Annotated in this window: 19 protein-coding genes and 1 tRNA gene; 11 read left to right on the top strand and 9 right to left on the bottom strand. The window is 65.3% G+C overall.

Annotated elements, in window-relative coordinates; genetic code table 11:
• Nucleotide 1: 1 nt before the first annotated feature.
• The 3 genes from RH831_RS00100 to pyrB all read right to left on the bottom strand — a co-directional run bounded on the left by RH831_RS00100 (nt 2) and on the right by pyrB (nt 1,851).
• Nucleotides 2–196 (bottom strand): DUF1918 domain-containing protein, encoded by a 195-nt coding sequence (locus RH831_RS00100; protein WP_070364537.1) that lies wholly within the window; start codon nt 194–196, stop codon nt 2–4.
• Nucleotides 197–490: 294 nt separating this feature from the next.
• The gene (gene pyrI / locus RH831_RS00095) at nt 491–955 is read right to left on the bottom strand and encodes an aspartate carbamoyltransferase regulatory subunit (RefSeq protein ID WP_310552273.1); all 465 of its coding nucleotides are present in this window, start codon (nt 953–955) and stop codon (nt 491–493) included.
• Nucleotides 952–1,851 carry an aspartate carbamoyltransferase gene (gene pyrB / locus RH831_RS00090; RefSeq protein ID WP_310552272.1) on the bottom strand — a complete coding sequence of 300 codons (900 nt, stop codon included), beginning with the start codon at nt 1,849–1,851 and terminating at the stop codon, nt 952–954. The genes pyrI and pyrB overlap by 4 nt, the downstream gene beginning before the upstream one ends.
• Before the next feature lie 95 nt (nt 1,852–1,946).
• Between pyrB and RH831_RS00085 the strand changes: the two genes are divergently transcribed.
• On the top strand, nt 1,947–2,558 hold the full coding sequence (locus RH831_RS00085) for a P-loop NTPase (protein ID WP_310552271.1): 612 nt from the start codon (nt 1,947–1,949) through the stop codon (nt 2,556–2,558).
• Entirely contained in the window at nt 2,558–3,211 is a 654-nt protein-coding gene (locus RH831_RS00080; RefSeq protein WP_310552270.1) for a transcriptional regulator, read from the top strand. Before RH831_RS00085 ends, RH831_RS00080 begins: the two co-directional genes overlap by 1 nt.
• On the opposite strand, the gene RH831_RS00075 is transcribed toward RH831_RS00080, so the two are convergent.
• A complete protein-coding gene (locus tag RH831_RS00075) occupies nt 3,212–4,132 on the bottom strand; it encodes a peptidylprolyl isomerase (RefSeq protein WP_310552269.1) in 921 nt (306 codons plus the stop codon). It lies immediately after the preceding gene.
• 106 nt (nt 4,133–4,238) lie between these two features.
• Here RH831_RS00075 and RH831_RS00070 point away from each other — a divergent pair, with 106 nt between their 5' ends.
• From RH831_RS00070 to RH831_RS00040, 7 genes are all read left to right on the top strand, one after another.
• Nucleotides 4,239–5,600 (top strand): Nramp family divalent metal transporter, encoded by a 1,362-nt coding sequence (locus RH831_RS00070; RefSeq protein WP_310552268.1) that lies wholly within the window; start codon nt 4,239–4,241, stop codon nt 5,598–5,600.
• Between the two features lie 42 nt (nt 5,601–5,642).
• The gene (gene cyaB, locus RH831_RS00065; RefSeq protein WP_310552267.1) at nt 5,643–6,179 is read left to right on the top strand and encodes a class IV adenylate cyclase; all 537 of its coding nucleotides are present in this window, start codon (nt 5,643–5,645) and stop codon (nt 6,177–6,179) included.
• 72 nt (nt 6,180–6,251) lie between these two features.
• Nucleotides 6,252–7,457: a methionine adenosyltransferase gene (locus RH831_RS00060; protein ID WP_310552266.1), complete on the top strand. Its 1,206-nt coding sequence runs from the start codon at nt 6,252–6,254 to the stop codon at nt 7,455–7,457.
• A 41-nt stretch (nt 7,458–7,498) separates the two neighbouring features.
• The gene (locus RH831_RS00055; RefSeq protein WP_310552265.1) at nt 7,499–8,695 is read left to right on the top strand and encodes a tRNA sulfurtransferase; all 1,197 of its coding nucleotides are present in this window, start codon (nt 7,499–7,501) and stop codon (nt 8,693–8,695) included.
• The gene (locus tag RH831_RS00050) at nt 8,692–9,147 is read left to right on the top strand and encodes a DUF5804 family protein (protein ID WP_310552264.1); all 456 of its coding nucleotides are present in this window, start codon (nt 8,692–8,694) and stop codon (nt 9,145–9,147) included. Before RH831_RS00055 ends, RH831_RS00050 begins: the two co-directional genes overlap by 4 nt.
• 72 nt (nt 9,148–9,219) lie before the next feature.
• Nucleotides 9,220–10,506 carry a phosphoribosylamine--glycine ligase gene (gene purD / locus RH831_RS00045; RefSeq protein ID WP_310552263.1) on the top strand — a complete coding sequence of 429 codons (1,287 nt, stop codon included), beginning with the start codon at nt 9,220–9,222 and terminating at the stop codon, nt 10,504–10,506.
• Nucleotides 10,507–10,544: 38 nt separating this feature from the next.
• A complete protein-coding gene (locus RH831_RS00040; RefSeq protein WP_310552262.1) occupies nt 10,545–10,742 on the top strand; it encodes a XapX domain-containing protein in 198 nt (65 codons plus the stop codon).
• Here the strand turns inward: RH831_RS00040 and RH831_RS00035 are convergent, their stop codons facing one another.
• From RH831_RS00035 to RH831_RS00015, 5 genes are read right to left on the bottom strand one after another with little or no spacing between them, the layout of a single operon-like run.
• Nucleotides 10,743–12,569, bottom strand: a complete 1,827-nt coding sequence (locus RH831_RS00035) for an FAD-binding protein (RefSeq protein WP_310552261.1) — start codon at nt 12,567–12,569, stop codon at nt 10,743–10,745. It abuts the gene before it with no gap.
• Nucleotides 12,570–12,571: 2 nt separating this feature from the next.
• A complete protein-coding gene (locus tag RH831_RS00030) occupies nt 12,572–13,366 on the bottom strand; it encodes a succinate dehydrogenase/fumarate reductase iron-sulfur subunit (protein ID WP_310552260.1) in 795 nt (264 codons plus the stop codon).
• Entirely contained in the window at nt 13,366–13,734 is a 369-nt protein-coding gene (locus tag RH831_RS00025) for a succinate dehydrogenase (RefSeq protein WP_310552259.1), read from the bottom strand. The genes RH831_RS00030 and RH831_RS00025 overlap by 1 nt, the downstream gene beginning before the upstream one ends.
• Nucleotides 13,734–14,165 carry a succinate dehydrogenase, cytochrome b556 subunit gene (sdhC, locus tag RH831_RS00020; protein WP_310552258.1) on the bottom strand — a complete coding sequence of 144 codons (432 nt, stop codon included), beginning with the start codon at nt 14,163–14,165 and terminating at the stop codon, nt 13,734–13,736. Before sdhC ends, RH831_RS00025 begins: the two co-directional genes overlap by 1 nt.
• 45 nt (nt 14,166–14,210) lie before the next feature.
• Entirely contained in the window at nt 14,211–15,233 is a 1,023-nt protein-coding gene (locus RH831_RS00015; protein WP_310552257.1) for a succinylglutamate desuccinylase/aspartoacylase family protein, read from the bottom strand.
• A gap of 93 nt (nt 15,234–15,326) precedes the next feature.
• Between RH831_RS00015 and RH831_RS00010 the strand changes: the two genes are divergently transcribed.
• A complete protein-coding gene (locus tag RH831_RS00010; RefSeq protein WP_310552256.1) occupies nt 15,327–16,679 on the top strand; it encodes a RimK/LysX family protein in 1,353 nt (450 codons plus the stop codon).
• A 62-nt stretch (nt 16,680–16,741) separates the two neighbouring features.
• A tRNA-Glu gene (locus RH831_RS00005) sits at nt 16,742–16,816 on the top strand.
• Nucleotides 16,817–16,940 lie beyond the last annotated feature (124 nt).

Below are 16,940 nucleotides of genomic sequence, written 5' to 3'. Positions count from 1 at the left end.
CTCAGTCGTCGGTCTCCTCGGGGGCGGCCTCGAGGTGGTCCTCGGGGACGCCGGCCTCCTGGCCGTCCTCGAAGGACACGGTGTAGTTGGCGTCGCCGAACATGGTCTCGACGACCTGTGTCACGGTCCCGATCTCGCCGTCGAACTCGCTGTGCTCGTCGTGCAGGAGCACCTCGTCGTCTTCTTCGAATGGCATATCACGGGATATTTCCCCGGCTCATTAAAGTCAACCGGTCTCTTTTCCGGTGACCGATTCGAACTGCTGGTGCTGGTCGGGGACTCGTGGCTCGAGAACCGGGTGAAAATTCGAACTCGTCCGTCGCCGTGGTCGTCAGTCGATGCGGTCGATGGTCTCTTCGTCTTCTCGGCCCAGTACAAGCTTCCAGACCAGGGCGATCAGGATGAGCGCGACGCCGACTTTGAGGATTGTGCGTCCCATACCACTTACTAAGTGGTAATACGTTATACACTTTCTGGCGAGCGGGGTCGCCTAGGTCTCGATGTGGTCGGTGATGTTCTCCCGAATGATGGTCTCGCAGTAGCGACACTGTACGCCGGTATCAAGCACGTCAAAGTGTGTGTTCACCGGTTCGCCCGCGTTGGTGATGCAGTTGGTGTTCGGACAGGTGAGCACGCCGACCACTGATTCGGGCCGATCGACCCGGGACTTCTCGATGACCTCGTACTCCCGGATGATGTTGATGGTGGCATCCGGCGCGATCAGGGAGAGCACGTCCACCTCGTCCTGGCTGAGTTCCATCCCCTCGACTTTCACCACGTCTTTGCGCCCGAGACGATCGCTCGGGACGTTGATGCCGACACTCACTGTCTCCCCCTCGGTGCCGTCGATGCCGAGGATGCCAAGTACCCGGAGGGCTTCGCCGGCGGTGACGTGGTCGATGACGGTCCCGTTCTCGATCTTGCTCACGCGGAGTTCGGTGTCTGGCTGGGTCATAGTAGCATATCCAGGAGTGCCATTCGGACTGGCACGCCGTTGTGGGCCTGTTCGAAGTACGTCGCACCTGGCAGGTCATCCACGTCCGCTGCGATCTCGTCGACCCGGGGAAGCGGGTGGAGGACGGTCAGGTCTTCGTTGTACTCGCGGATGGTCTCGGCGTCGAGACGGTACTTGCCGGCGACGGCGTGGTACTCGTCCTCGTCGGGGAACCGCTCGCGCTGGATCCGGGTGACATAGAGCACGTCGAGTTCCGAGAGGATCTCCTCGTAGCCCTCGTGTTCGCGGACCTGCGCACCCTGTTCGTGGAGGTCATATCGGACACTCCTGGGGAGTCGAAGGGAGTCGGGGCTGATGAAGTGCTGTCGGGTGTCGAAGTTCGTCAGCGACTGGGCGAGGGAGTGGACGGTGCGGCCGTACTTCAGGTCGCCCATGATCCCGATAGTGAGATCATCGAGTCCGACTTCCTCCCGGATGGTGAACAGGTCGAGCAACGTCTGGGTCGGGTGCTGGCCGGCGCCGTCTCCCGCATTGAAAAGCGGGACGTCGACGAACTCCGAGGCCATCGTTGCCGCCCCCTCCATCGGATGACGCAACACGATCCCGTCGGCATACCCCTCGATGACCCGGAGCGTATCCGCGAGCGTTTCCCCTTTGCTCACACTCGAGAACTCGACCGGTCCCATGTCGATCGTGTCCCCGCCCAGGCGCTTGATGGCCGTCTCGAAACTCATCTTCGTTCGGGTGCTGGGTTCGAAGAAGGCGAGTGCGAGCAGGGCCCCCTCGTGTCCGCTTGCTGCCTGCGGGTCGGCGGCGAAGTCGGCGGCCCGGTCCAACACCGCCTCGATATCCGCCCGCGAGAACTGTTTCGCGGAGATCACGTGCTCGTGACGCATTACTCTCACTCGCTCGTGGAACGGTCTTGAATCTCCCGTTTGGTGGGCACGCCCCGGCCGGCCCTTTTTCAGGGAGGACCGGGCCAGTGGGGTTCATGCTCGCCGTGACTGGGGGAAAGGGTGGCACCGGCAAGACGACGACCGCGCTGGGACTGGCCGTCGCGCTCGCCGAGCGCCGTCGCGATCCGATCGTCCTCGACGCGGACGTGGACATGCCGAACTTGCATATTCGGGCGGGTACTGATGATTCCGGGCTGACCGCTCTCGCAGCGGGCACGCCGATCGAGGAGGCGGCCACGCCCGCCGAACGCTATCCCGGCGTGTCGATCGTCGGGGCCACCCCCGGGACCGATCTGGAACGCGCGCTCCGACAGGTCCGGACCGACCGCCCAGTGATTCTCGATGGGGCTGCCGGGGCCGACGAGCGCGCGGTGACGCCGCTGCGACACGCCGACGCTGCGGTCGTCGTCGCCCGGCAGACCCCCGCGGCCGTTACGGATAGCGTGAAGTCGATCCGAATGAGTCGCGCCGTCGATGCGCCCGTCGCCGGGGCAATTCTCAGCCGTGCCGCGGACGTGCCGGCGTCGGTCGAAAAAGCACTTGGGGTGGAGCCGCTGTTGCCCATCCCGTCGGTATCGGACCCGATCGCCCACGAGCAGGCTCGCGTGGCGTACGATCGACTCCTCGACGAGTGGGCGAACGCTTAATGTCCAGGGAACCGACGGTTCAGGGGATGGCGGAGAAACTCTCCACCGGGGTCGAGGTCCTCGACCGCGAACTCGCCGGCGGGCTCCCGGCCGGGAGCGTCGTCGCCTACCAGGCCCCCGCCGCGAGCCAGGGAGAGTTGCTTCTCTACGAGTTGACCCGGCCTCGGGAGACGCTGTATCTCACCACCATTCGGACCGAGGACGCCGTCGCGGACGCGATCGAGGCCGCCAAGGCACCGACTGGCGAGCCGAAGATCGAACTCGTGACTGGCGAGGATCCGATCGACTCGACTCGCCGGGCCGTTCGCAACGCCTTCGAGGGCATGACGGTGATCATCGATCCCATCGACCCCCTCGAACGGGCCGATCGGGCCCGCTACGAGCAACTGCTCAACGAGATTCGAAACCACATGATCAACACGGGCGGGATCGCCTTCCTGCACGCCCTGGAGGGGCCGAACCCGCCCGCACACCGGGAGACCACCCAGCACATGGCGGACGTGGTGCTGGATCTCGATGTCGATCGAAAGGGCAGCGAGATAGACAGTCGGCTCACCGTGCAGAAGTATCGCGGCGGGAAGATTCCCAGCGAGTCGATCAAACTCGACCTCACCGAGCGGGTGCGGGTCGATACGAGCCGGGATATCGCCTGATTACTCCTCGAGTTCGTCCACGTCGAGTTCGTCCATGATCTCGTCGGCGTCGACGTCGGCGTCTTCGAGGGACGCCTCGATGTCGCCGAGTCCGCCGCCCATGCCACCCATGCCGGGCATCGCGGGCGCGCCGTCGATGATCTCCTGGACGATGACCCGATCGATGTCCAGCTTCTCGATGACGTCACCGAGGATCTGCTGTTTGGACATCATCCACTGCTGGTTGAACTGCAGTTGTGGGTTGCTCTCGATGTAGAGGGTCTCCTTCTCGACGGTCTGGAGCTCCGTTTCGGTCTCGCCGTCGTCGTCCTCGACTTCGACTTCCTCCTCGACCTCGTCGGTCGCGAGGTGCATGTCCAGTTCGACGTCGAAGAAGGTCTGGAGCAGGCCCGTGGCCTGTTCGACCTGGTCCTCGACGGTGTCGAGGATCTCGTACTCGTACTCGACGTCCTCGCCGGCCAGCGGGTGGTTGAAGTCCACGCGGGCGCGGCCGCCGATGATCGTCTCGACGTGGCCGTGCTGTCCGTCGACGTCGACGTGTGCGCCGGGGTAACGGTCGTCCTCCGGGATCTTCTCGGCGCTGACCGTCCGGACTTCGTCCTCGTTGTACTCGCCGAAGGCTTCGGTGGCGGGCACGACGACGCTGCCGGAGTCACCGACCTCCTGGCCCACGATGTCGGACTCGACGGCGGGGAAGAGGTGACCGTCACCCAGCACGATCGTACGCGGGGCGAACTCCTGGCCCTCCGTGTCGACGCCCTCTTCTTCTGCAATCTCTTCGTCGGTCGTGTCCACGAGGTCGCCGCCCTCGACTGTTCGGGCGGTGTACGCCACTTTTACGAAGTCGCCGTTCTGGAGTCCCGACTCCTCGGCGGTCTCCGCCGCATCATCGGCCGATTCGGCCGTCTGTTCGTCACTCATACCCCAAGGGAGTCCCGTTCGACCCTTAAGAATCACGGTCCGACCACAGCCGCTCCGTCGCATCGCAACGTTTAGACCCCTGCCCGTGACAAGGTCACAGACACTCATGTCATCAGCCGACGCGTCGGGTGAGTCCACAGCCGAGGACATGCCCGAACTTACGTATCCCGAGGAGGACTGGCCCGGATTTATCCGCGAGCACCTGGGCCCGTCGCTTCTCTGGGCGCTGCTTGGAATCGGCGGCAGTCACATCGTCCTGGCGCCGACCCTCGGTGGCCTCTACGGGATGTTCGGGGTCTGGGTTATCGCGATCATCTACCTGGCGAAGTACGGGGGCTGGGAACTGGGCATCCGGTACAACTACGGGATCGGGCGCAATCCAGTTGAGGGCTACGGGGACCTCCCCGGGCCGGACCACTGGGGACAGGTCTTCACGATGCTGGTCTACCTGGTGGGCTGGACGGTCATCCTCGCCTCGGTCGGCTTCAGCGCGGCGACCTTCCTCGCGGCACTGGTGCCCTCGCTTTCGGCCATTCAACTGTATCTCCTGTTGATCGGCTTCGCGGTGGCCCTGACCATCGTCTCCCGCTATGCCTGGATCGAGAACCTGATGAAACTCTTCGTCCTCGTGCTCGGCGGCCTCATCGTCCTGGGCGTGTTCGTCTCGCCCCCGTCGCCATCCCTGGTCGCCGAGACGGCCTTCTCGGTGCCCGATCTGACCGCGCCGGCCTTCCTGGGCATCTTCGCCGCCCTCGCGGGGTACGCCCCGACCGGGCTGAGCACCACCGTCACGATCGGGAGCTGGAGTCTCGCGAAAGAGCAGGGCGCACGGGCCCTGCGCCGCAAGGATTATGACCCGACCGACGAGCGCTTCCGGGAGTACATCGCGAGCTGGATGCGGACCGGGACCCGGGACTTCCGGGTCGCCTTCGGCTTTAGCTTCCTCCTCCTCGTGAGCATGATTCTCTTGGCGACCTCCGTCCTCTATCCCACGCCGCCACAGGATCAGAACCTCGCGATCGCGATCGGGAGCATTCTCCAGGAGGGCTTCGGTGACTGGACGTTCTACCTGGTGGTCGTCGGCGCGTTCGCGGCGCTTTACTCCACCGTCATCACGGTCATGGACGGAGCCGCTCGGGTCAACGCCGACACGCTCCCGCTCGTGCTGGAACGTGAGATGGACACCGACCGCCTCCGTCGCGGGTTCATCCTGCTCATGGGGACGGCGAGTGTGATTCCGATCCTGGTCATCGGGCAGTTGCCGGTCACCCTGATGGTGTTCTCCGCCGCGCTGATGGCGATCCTCCAGGTCTTCTTCTACTTCGCGAACTACTACATCGTCCGGAAACACCTCCCCGAGGCCTTCCAGCCCGACCGGGCCCACACGATCTATTATGCCGTCACAATGTTGCTCGTGCTCGGCTTTGGCATCATGGGCGGAATGAGTCGACTCGGCCTCGTCGGCTGATCGAAACCCGCACTTTTCTACCCCGGGCCCCTCCGGCCGGGCATGTACGAAGTCGAGATGAAGGTACAGGCAGCCCACGAGCCTGTTCGGGCGGCCCTGGAGCGGGAAGGAGCCCGCTCCCTGGGGCGTGTGGAGCAGGTCGACGTGTACTTCGACGCCCCGCACCGCGATTTTGCGGCCCGGGACGAAGCCCTCCGATTGCGCGAGGAGACTGATCCCGAGGGGACGACCACGGCACTCACCTACAAGGGGCCGAAGGTCGATGCCACGTCGAAAACCCGCCAGGAGTTCGAGACGACCGTCGGCTCCCGCGAGGAGATGCAGGCGGCCCTTTCGGCCCTGGGATTCGAACCGGCTGCGACCGTCGAGAAGACCCGCGAACGCTTCGAACTCGACGGGATCGTCGTCTCCCTCGATACGGTCTCGGGACTCGGAGAGTTCGTGGAGGCCGAAGCCGAGGCCAGGGAAGCCGACCTCGCAGCGACCCGGGAGGCCGTCGCAGCGGTCCTCTCGCGCCTCGATCTCGACCCCGAGGCTCAGATCCGCCGTTCGTACCTCGGAATGCTCCTGGACGACTGATGCACCAGGGACATAAGCGCCGACAAATAAGTTTTCGCAAGTTATAGGAGCGGCCATCGGATAGGTTCTCCAATGACCGATCGGAACATCCGCATCCAGTCCCTCGACCGGGGCGCGGTCGAGGACCAGGAGATCGAGATCGTCGAACGAAAGGGGATCGGCCACCCCGACTCGATCTGTGACGGCATCGCCGAGGCCGTCTCTCGGGCGCTTGCGCAGGCGTATCTCGACCGCGTCGGGAAAGTCCTTCACTACAACACCGACGAGACCCAGCTGGTCGCCGGTGACGCCGCCCCGGCCTTCGGCGGTGGCGAGGTCGTCGAGCCGATCTACATCCTCATCGTCGGCCGCGCCACGAAACGCTACGAGGGCCAGGAGATCCCCGTCGACTCGATCGCCCTGAAGGCGGCCCGGAACTACCTCCGGGAGAACCTGCCCAACCTCGATCTCGAAACGGACGTCATCGTGGACGTTCGACTCGGCGAGGGCTCGGGGGACCTCCAGGAGGTCTTCTCCGAGGACGGCGGAACCGTTCCGATGGCCAACGACACGAGTTTCGGCGTCGGTCACGCCCCGCTCTCGGAAACCGAACAGATCGTGTACAACACCGAGCGACGGCTGATCGAGGACTTCGGCGAGGACCACCCCGCGCTGGGCCAGGACATCAAGGTGATGGGCAAGCGCGAGGGGTCGACGATCGATCTCACCGTCGCCGCGGCGCTCGTGGACACTTACGTTCCGAACATGGAGGCCTACGAGGCCGAGATCGACGCGATCCGGGCGTACGTCACCGACCTGGCCTACGAGTACACGGACCGGGAGGTCCGGGTGCACGTCAACACCGCGGACGACACCGCTTCGGGGGCGATCTATCTCACGACGACCGGCACCAGCGCCGAACAGGGTGACGATGGGTCAGTCGGCCGGGGGAACCGGGCCAACGGGCTGATCACGCCGAACCGGTCGATGTCCATGGAGGCCACGAGCGGCAAGAACCCGGTCAACCACATCGGGAAGATCTACAACCTCCTCTCCACGAAGATCGCCATGGAGGTCGTCGAAGAGGTCGAGGGCATCCGTGATCTCCGGGTCCGGCTGCTCAGTCAGATCGGGAGCCCGATCGACCAGCCACACGTCGCCGACCTCCACGTCATTACCGAGGCGGGCTACGAACTGGGCGACGTGGACCCCGAGATTCGCCAGATCGTGGACGACGCCCTGGCCAGCGTGGAGGACCTGACCGCGGCGGTCATCCGCGGCGAGCTATCCACGTTCTGAGCCTTCGAAGGGCGCTTTAACCGCGGGGTCTTTCTTGGGGTATGCAGGTACCGGGAGCGGACGTGGTCATCGTCCGTCACGGGGATATCGGGGTCAAGTCCAGTCGGGTCCAGTCCTGGATGGAGGAGACCTTGGCAGCGAACCTCGAGGCGACCCTCGACGTCTGGGACGTTCCCGGCCGCGTCGAGCAGCACTGGGGCCGGCTCTTCGTCCGGACTCGGGACCCCGAGATGGCCGCCAGGGCGGCGGCGACCGTTTTCGGGATCGTGTCGGCCAGCCCCGCACGCACCGTCGAGCCGACCCTCGACGCGATTGGCGAGGCCCTGGCCGAGACCGCGCGGGCGACCTACGACGGGGGCTCGTTTGCCGTCGACGCGAGCCGGGCCGGCGACCACGACTTTACGAGCCAGGACGTCGGCCGGGTCGGGGGCGACGCGATCTGGACGGCCGTCGCGGACGAGTTCGAGCCCGAAGTCGATCTGGACGACCCCGATCACCGTTTCGAGGTCGAAGTGCGGGACGGCGAGGCCTACGTCTTCACCGAGCGGGTCGACGGGCCGGGTGGGCTCCCCGTCGGCACCCAGGCACCGCTGGTCGCGCTGGTGAGCGGCGGGATCGACTCGCCAGTGGCGGCCTGGCTCGCGATGAAGCGTGGCGCACCCGTCATACCCGTCTATCTCGATCTCGGGCCGTACGGTGGGGCCGACCACCGCGCCCGAGCCATCGAGACCGTCTCGCGGCTGGCCGCCTTTGCACCTGGCCAGGATTGGTCGCTGCGGATCGCGCCGATCGGCGAGCCACTCCAGGCCCTCGACGCCCGGGTTGGCGACACCCGGATGCTCTCAGTCCGGCGGCTCATGCTCATGGTCGCGGGGGAGATCGCTGCCGAGACCGGGGCCCGCGGAATCGTCACCGGGGAGTCGATCGGTCAGAAGTCCAGTCAGACGGTGACCAATCTCCAGGTTACCGATCGGGTGACCGACTGGCCAGTCCACCGCCCGCTGCTCGCGCTGGACAAACAGGAGATCATCGCGAAAGCCCGGGCCATCGGCACCTACGAAACTGCAACCGTCGACGCGGGATGTAATCGGATCGCGCCCGACCAGCCCGAGACCCAGGCTCCCATCGAACGCGTCGAGGGAGCCGAACCAGACGAACTGCCGGGCTGGGCGAGACAGGCCGCGGCGGCAGCAGACATACAGTCCATCGAGCCGTCGGTCGACCTGCACAAGCCATGACCGAGGTCTGTCTCCGCGGCCAGCCCGATACTGACATCCAGGAGGCGCTGTTGGCCTACGAGACCGCGCGCTCGGCGCTGGCCCCCTACCAGCACCACCACCCCTTCGAGAACACCATCGCCGTCGAGACCGTGAGCCTGGGCGCGGCGATCTCGCTGCTGAACGACCTCGACTGGTATCTCGCCCGCACCACCCGAGGGACGCTGCTCCGGGATCCCTCCGTCTCGGCTTCGGAGTGGCTCTCGCGTGACCTGGCCGAACAGGTTCGAAACGGCGAGATCCCGCCGGACGACACCGGCCAGTACCTCAAAGTGTACGGCCTCGCGGACCGGGAACTCATCGAGCCGATGTATGTGACCCGCCGGGCGGATTCGATCCCGGAGTACGACCTCGCAGACGTCGAGGCGACCGTCGTGGTCAGGGTGACCGAGCGGGAGTTCGAGCGAGGATAGTTGCGAGATCGTGGACATTTCGACCCGTTCGACAGGATAAAACTTACACGAGCGTGGGTCCATTCCTCGCCCATGGAAGAGCGAGTGCTTCTCGTCGGCGGTGGCGGCCGGGAACACGCGATCGCCCGGGCCCTCTCGACGGCCACGCTGTTTGCGTACAGTAGCAATCGGAACCCGGGTATCGCCGACCTCGCGAGCGAGGTTCAAATCGGCTCGGAGACCGACACCGAGGCAATCGTCGACTTCGCAACCGAGATCGAGGCGACCCTGGCGATCATCGGGCCCGAGGCGGCGCTGGCTGCCGGCGTGGTGGACGCGCTGGAAGACGCCGGGATCTACGCGTTCGGCCCTCGCGCTGCCCAGGCCCGGCTGGAGACGGACAAGGCCTACCAGCGGGAGTTCATGGTCGAGCACGGGATCGACGCCCGGCCCGAATTCGAGAGTTTCGAATCGGTGGAAGCGGCTGTCGAGTACGTCGAACGGGTCGACGGCGACGTGGCTGTCAAGCCCCGCGGGCTCACGGGTGGGAAGGGCGTTCGAGTGACCGGCGATCAGGTCTCGAAAGCCGAAGCACTCGAGTACATGCGGGAGAGCGGGTACGACGAGTGGGTCATCGAGGAGCGACTGGTGGGCGAGGAGTTCACGATTCAGGCCTTCGTCGCCAACGGGACGCTCCGGCCGACACCGGCCGTCCAGGACCACAAACGCGCCTACGAGGGCGACGAGGGGCCCAATACGGGCGGCATGGGGTCGTACAGCGATGCCCGCGCCATCTTGCCGTTCATGGAGGCGGCGGACTACGAGGCCGCCGTCGAGGTCCTCCGGGAGACTGTCAACGCGATGGCCGACTATCGCGGGGTCCTCTACGGACAGTTCATGCTCACCGCCGACGGCCCGAAAGTGATCGAGTACAACGTTCGGTTCGGTGACCCGGAGGCCATGAATACGCTCCCGGTGCTCAAAACCGATTTCCTCGACGTTCTGACGGCGGCCCGGGAGGGCGACTCGCTGCCGCCCCTCTCCTTTGCGAACCAGGCGACGGTGTGCAAGTACGCCGTCCCCGAGGGCTATCCGACCGACCCCACCGCGGGGGCCAGGGTGACCGTCGACGTGGACACAGTCGAGGACACGGATCTCTTCTATGCTTCCGTCGACGAGCGCGAGGACGGCCTCTACACGACGACTTCACGGTCCTTTGCGGTGCTCGGGCGGGGCGAGACCATCTCGGCCGCCGAAAACCGGGCCGAGGTCGCACTCGCTGCTGTCGGCGAGGGCTTTCACGTCCGCCACGACATCGGCACCGAGGCCCTGATCCAGACGCGTATCGAGCACATGCGCTCGCTTCGCGGCGATAGCTGAGCCGAACCGCTTTTTGGGAGTCATGGTCCAGATGAGGTATGAACGCCGCCGTTCCCGTCCTGGCATTACTCACCGGCTTGCTCACGGGTGTCGTCTTCGGACTGCTCAAGGCCCCGATTCCCGCGCCGCCGAGCATCTCCGGCGTGCTGGGCATTCTGGGGATCTATCTCGGCTACGTCGCCATCGAGGGGACCGAAATTGGCGTGGACCTGCTGGCGATCCTCGGCCTCCGCTGATCAGTAGGACCGTTCTTCCGGTTCGTAGGTGACCGACTCGCTTTCGAGGATCGCTGGCCGATAGAAGAGTTCCGGGTCGCCGTCCCGCCAGTTCACGAGCGTGTGGCGGAGCCACTCCTCGTCGCGACGCGTTTGATGTTCGGCCCGCCAGTGAGCGCCTCGTGACTCGGGCCGAGCGAGTGCGCCCATCGTGATGACCTCCGCGAGGTCGATGACGTTCCGCGTCTCGATCGTCTGCTGGAGGTCGGTGTTGAAGGTTCGTGATGGGTCCGTGACCGTGACGTCCTCGTATGCTTCACGTGCGGCGCTGATGTCCTCCAGGGCCGTCTCCAGGCCCTCGGCCTCCCGGAAGACGTTGACGTGGGCGGTCATGGTCTCCTGGACCTGCTCGCGGACCTCGACGTGGCTCCGGTCGCCGTCGCCTTCTAATAACTCCTCGACGCGTTCCCGCTCGGCAGCGACGGCCTCGCCGAGGAGTTCGCCGGGTTCGAGATCCCGGCCGTCCGGGACGACGTCGGTTTCGGCTCCTGCCGTACCCAGGTCGGTTGGCCACTCGCGGTCCTCCCGATCCGCGTCCGGGTCGGGCCCGACCCCGATCGCTGGCGGGTCCAGAGCCACGCCCGCGGCGTGTCGGCCGGCTTCGGCCCCGAAGACGAACAGTTCCGGGAGCGCGTTCCCGCCCAGCCGGTTCGCCCCGTGGAGGCTCACGCAGGCCGCCTCGCCGGCCGCATAGAGTCCCTCGATACAGGTCGAACCGTACTCGTCGGTCTCGATGCCACCCATGGCGTAGTGCTGGCCTGGCTTCACCGGCATGGGCTCTTCGAGCGGATCGACGCCCTCGAAGTGCCGGGCCAGGCCGACGATGTTCTCAAGCCGGTCCATGATCCGCTCTTCGCCCAGGTGACGCATGTCGAGTTTGACGTGGCCATCGCCGAAGCCACGTCCCTCCTGGATCTCGGTCAGTTCCGCCCGGGAGACCACGTCACGGGAGGCGAGTTCGCCCTCGTCGGCGGCGTACCCGCGCTCGAACATGAACCGCTCGCCCTCGCTGTTGAAGAGGCGGCCCCCCTCGCCGCGGACGCCCTCAGTGATGAGCACGCCGGTCGAGGGCAGGGTCGTCGGGTGGAACTGGATCATCTCCATGTCCTCCAGGGGGACGCCAACCCGGTAGGCCATCGCCATCCCGTCGCCGGTGTTCGCCACGGCGTTGGTCGTGTGGTCGTACACCTGCCCGAGGCCGCCCGTGGCGAGAATCACCCCGCCGGTAGCTTTGAACCCCTCCACGGCTCCAGTTTTGAGGTCCAGCGCGGTCACGCCGTGACAGGTTCGCTCGTTCGGGTCGGGCTCGTCGGTCACCGCGAGTCGAGTGACGAAGTACTCCTCGTAGACGGTGATCCCGCGCTTGATGACCTGCTCGTAGAGGGTGTGCAGGAGATGGTGGCCGGTTTCCGCGCCGGCGTAGGTTGTCCGGGGGAAGGAGAGCCCACCAAAGGGGCGCTGGGAGACCGTCCCGTCCTCGTCCCTGGAGAAGGGCATCCCCCAGTGTTCGAGTTGCATCACTTCTTTGGGCGCTCGCCGGGCGAAGGTCTCGACTGCGGGGGCGTCTGCCAGATAGTCCGCGCCCTTCATCGTGTCCGTCGCGTGGGCCTCCCAGGAGTCCCCGGCCTGCAGCGCGGCGTTGATCCCGCCTTCGGCGGCCCCCGTGTGGCTCCGCACCGGGTGGAGTTTCGAGACGATGGCCACGTCAGCCCCGGCCTCCTGGGCCGCGATGGCTGCCCGCAGGCCGGCTCCGCCGCCGCCGATCACGAGTACGTCGTGTTCGTACATGGTTACCAGAATTTCAGGTCCGCCTTCGTCGCGTCGCGTTTGAGTTGCTGGATGTGTTCGGTGAGCGGGATCTCCTGGGGACAGACCGTCGTGCAGGAGAACTGGGTCTGACACCGCCAGACGCCGTCGGTCTCGGTCAACAGCTCCAGTCGCTTTGCTTTGCGATCCTCGCCCTCCCGCTCGTCGGCGTAGAAGCGATACCCCTTGTTGATGGCCGCCGGTCCCAGATAGACGTCCTCGTCGGCGGCGATGGAACAGGAGGAGGTACAGGCCCCACACCAGATACACCGGGTACTCAGCTTGACCGCCTCGCGGTTCTCCCGGGTCTGTTTGCGCTCTTCGAGTTCACCGGGTGGTGGATCGTCGGGGTCGAAGTACGGTTCGACCGCCCGCATTCGCTCGTAGAAGTCGTCCATGTCCACGACGAGGTCCTTGACGACCGGGTGATGGGGTAGCGGTTCGATTCGGATCGGCGTCGAGAGCTCGTCGATCTGGGTCTTGCACCCGAGGCGTTGCCTGCCGTTGATGAACAACGCGTCCGACCCGCAGACCCCTTGCCGACAGGAGTGTCTGAAGGTGAGCGAGGGGTCCTGTTCGTCCCGGGCCTCGATCAGGGCGTCGAGGACTGTCATCCCCTCGTGGGTCTGGACACGGAACCCCTCGAAGTGGGCCTCGGTCTTGGACTCGATCTCCGGATCGTACCGGAAAATCTGCAACTCGACCGTCTCGCCCTCTGATTTGGGCTGTGTGTCCCCACCCTGGAGCCCGCTCGTGTCCGGGTCGACCGATTCCGCCATCAGTTCACCACCCCCGCGAGTGCAACCGAAACCCGGAGTCCCTGGACGACCAGGATCGTTCCAGCGATGGCCAGCACCCAGGCGGTGACACGTCGTGCCCGCCCGGAGAGACCCTCGTTGACCAGCGCGTTGTAGATCCCGTTGATCCCGTGAAAGGCCGCTGTCAGCAGGAAGACGACCATCAACAGGAGATAGGAGAGCCGGTCCATGCGGAGCGCCGACCCCCAGAGCGTGACCTCGGCGGCGTGGTTCACGAAGTGTAGCCAGAGGAAGTGAAAGGCGAGCGTGAACAGGAGCACCACGGCGGTGACACGCTGGAGGAACCAGGCGAGAGATCCGTGGCGGAACGTGGGTCGTGACCCCGTCATTACCAGGGAACGACCTCCGGCGGAAGGAAGACGGGGATACTCGCGAGCACGATCACTGCCGTCACCACGAGTGACGCGTAGAAGGTCTGGACCTGTCGTTCGAGGCCGATTCCCAGATCCACCAGCAGGAGCCGAATCCCGTTTACCATGTGAAAGACCGCCGCCGTGAGCAGGCCGACTTCCAGGACGCGAACCAGGAAAATCCCCTCCAGTCCCTGGAGCGTGCGCGTGTAGAGGTCTGCCTCGGCAGCGATGGCCTCCGCGTTCCCCGCCGCCGGAATCGCCGTGCTGAGGACCGCAATGTGGGCGAAGAGGTACCCGATGAGAACCCAGCCGGTGGCCTTGTGAAGGACCCAGGCCCACATCCCCGCCGAGAATCGCCGGAAGCGGCCGAAGTCCTCGATCCGGCCACGGTCGTAAGGCGCTGACATACCTGCTACGGCGACGGCAGCGCACAAAGAACTTTCTCCCGAGTGTTACTCCTCGCCCGCGGCGTGGGTGTCGGCGACGCCCTGTTCGATGACTGCCTGGGTGGCCTCGTCCACTTCGACCAGGTGACAGAGTGGGTTTCCAGGGTAGACGACCGGATTCTCCAGCACGCCGACCAGCAGCCCGGTCCAGGGGGACTCGACTGTGGTCCGCTCGGTCTTGAACGGGTTCGTGATGGTGGCGATCGTCTCACCCGTCTCCACCAGTTCGCCCCGTTCGGCGTGCATCTCGACGATGCCACCGCTCTCGGCCCTGAGCCAGGTTTTCTCCTCGGCGGTAATTGTCGTGCGCCACCCTGGCCAGTGAACCGTTTCGTCCGGCCACATCTCGAACTCGGCGAGCACGCTCGCCACGCCTTCGAGGGCCCGATCGATCAGTCCGCGCTGGAATCGGTGGGCCTCGCCCATCTCGACGGTAATCGTCGGCGCGCCACTCGCAGTCGCCTCCCGCCGAAGTGTACCCTCCGACCCTTCCGTGTCGATGATCACGTGTGAACCGAAGGCGTGTGCGAGCCGGAAGACGTCTTCACGGGCCATGTCACCGCGGGCGTGAAGCATGTTCGTCCGGCCGCGAGTCGAGGTGTGAAAGTCGAGTCCCAGATCCGCCGGCTCGATGAAGTTCGTGAAGATGGTGTGGGCCATCCGCTTGGCACTCGTGCTCTCCTGATCGCCGGGAAAGGATCGGTTGAGGTCCCGGTCGTAGATCGGGAGGTACCGTTGCTGGGCCAGGAAGGCCGGGACGTTGAGCACGGGAAGGAGAATCAACGTCCCGTGGAGCTTCGAGTGGTCCCAGTCGAGTGCCACCTCGCGAACGACCTCGATGCCGTTGAGTTCGTCCCCGTGGGCGGCCGCAGTCATGAACAGTGTTGGGCCCGGTTCCGCCCCGTTGACGATGGAGACTGGAATCTTGACGGGATCGCCGAGGTAGGTCTCGCTGATCCGGTAGCGGATGGTACTCGACTCGCCCGGATCAACTTTCCCACCACTGTAGGTGAACGCGCCCGCTGTCATGCCGGCCTTTCGCCCGGCACGGGTTAAGCCGTTGCCCCGTTTCGGGGCACTGCCGGCGGGTTGGTTTATAATCCCTGGCGTCGTCGTCGACGTATGACCGAACCCGTTTCCGTCGGCGTTCTGGGTCTTCACAACAGCAAAGAAACGAAATCCATTCTCAACACCGTCAACGCCCTTGGTCACGAGGGGTACTGGCTCCGCCAGAACAACCTGGTCGTCGAGATCGAGGACGGGCAGGCGACCCTGGAACCTGACGTGGACGTGATCGTGAACCGACTGCTGCTCTCGAATACGGAACAGCCGGCCGAACTGCTGGGGCTGGCAAAGAGTCTCGGCCGGCTCCGGCCAATGTTAAATCGCCCGGAGAACGTCCTCACGGCCTTTCACAAGTTCTCGACGGCGACCCTGCTGGCCGATTCCGCGGTCCAGATTCCGGACGCGGCCCTGGCACTGGATGCCGACCGGCTGAACGCGCTCCGCGAGAAGTTCGGCGACGAGGCGGTTTACAAGACGGCGATCGGGACCCACGGCGGTGGGACCTGGAAGATCGGCCGCGACGAGTCGGTCAACCCCCGGGTCGGTGATCGCTACGCGTTCCTCCAGGAACTCATCGAACAGACCGACGAACAGCGACAGTCCGATCTGCGAGTCTACGTGGTCGACGGGGAGATCGAAGGTGCGATGCGCCGGTGGGCCCCGGACAACGACTGGCGGACGAACGTGGCACTGGGTGGCGAGGTCGAAGCAGTGCCGGACCTTCCCGATCAAGCGGCTTCGATGGCCGTCGAGGCCGCCGACATGATCGGACTGGACTACGCAGGTGTCGATCTCGTCGAGGGCGTCGACGGCTGGCATCTCTTGGAGGTCAACCCCACCGCCGGATTCAGAGGCCTCTTCAGGGCGACCGGCCACAACCCCGCGGCTTCGATCGCGACGCTGGCCATCGAGACCGCGGGCGGATCGGTCGATCCTGATCAGGTCGAGCAGTTGGCCGGCGTCCTCGACGATTCGATGCCCGAGACCGTCACCCAGACCAAACCCACCACCCGGGAGCCGATGGAAGTAATCGGCTACACCGAGGAGGTGCTCGTCAGCGGCACGTCCGGCACCGAGCGGGTCGTGGCGAAGTCCGACACCGGGGCCGCCCGCACCAGCATCGACACCCGGCTGGCGGCCGAGATCGGCGCGGGGCCGATCAAGAGCATGACGCGGGTCCGTTCGGGCAGTACGAAGACGGGGAAGTCACGGCCCATCGTGGACATCGTGGTCGGGATCGGTGGCGATCGGCACACCGTGGCAGCCAGCCTGGAGGATCGGTCCCACATGGACTACTCGCTGTTGCTCGGCCGGGACATTCTGGAGCACTACCAGATCGACGTGAAGCGGACCATTGACAGCGGAAACGGGACGACAGAGGAGGAAGAGGAGGAGACTGGAGAGGAGTGAGGAACGGCGACGAGGATCCGATTCGACGGTTTTAAACCTAAACCCTGGATATGATCGGATGCGCTCCGTTGGTGTAGTCCGGCCAATCATCTTGGCCTTTCGAGCCGAGGACCAGGGTTCAAATCCCTGACGGAGCACTGCAACGAGGGGCGCGTTTTTGCCCCGAGTGAAGCGCACACGGAAGGGATTTGAAGTAGAGAAACGCGAACGCAAGTGAGCGTTTGCCATCGGGTTCAAATCCCGAAGAGCATGCGAGACGCT

Origin of the sequence: Halodesulfurarchaeum sp. HSR-GB (assembly GCF_031432215.1) — an archaeon.
GTDB lineage: Archaea > Halobacteriota > Halobacteria > Halobacteriales > Halobacteriaceae > Halodesulfurarchaeum.
This window is presented reverse-complemented; position numbering and strand designations above follow the sequence as displayed.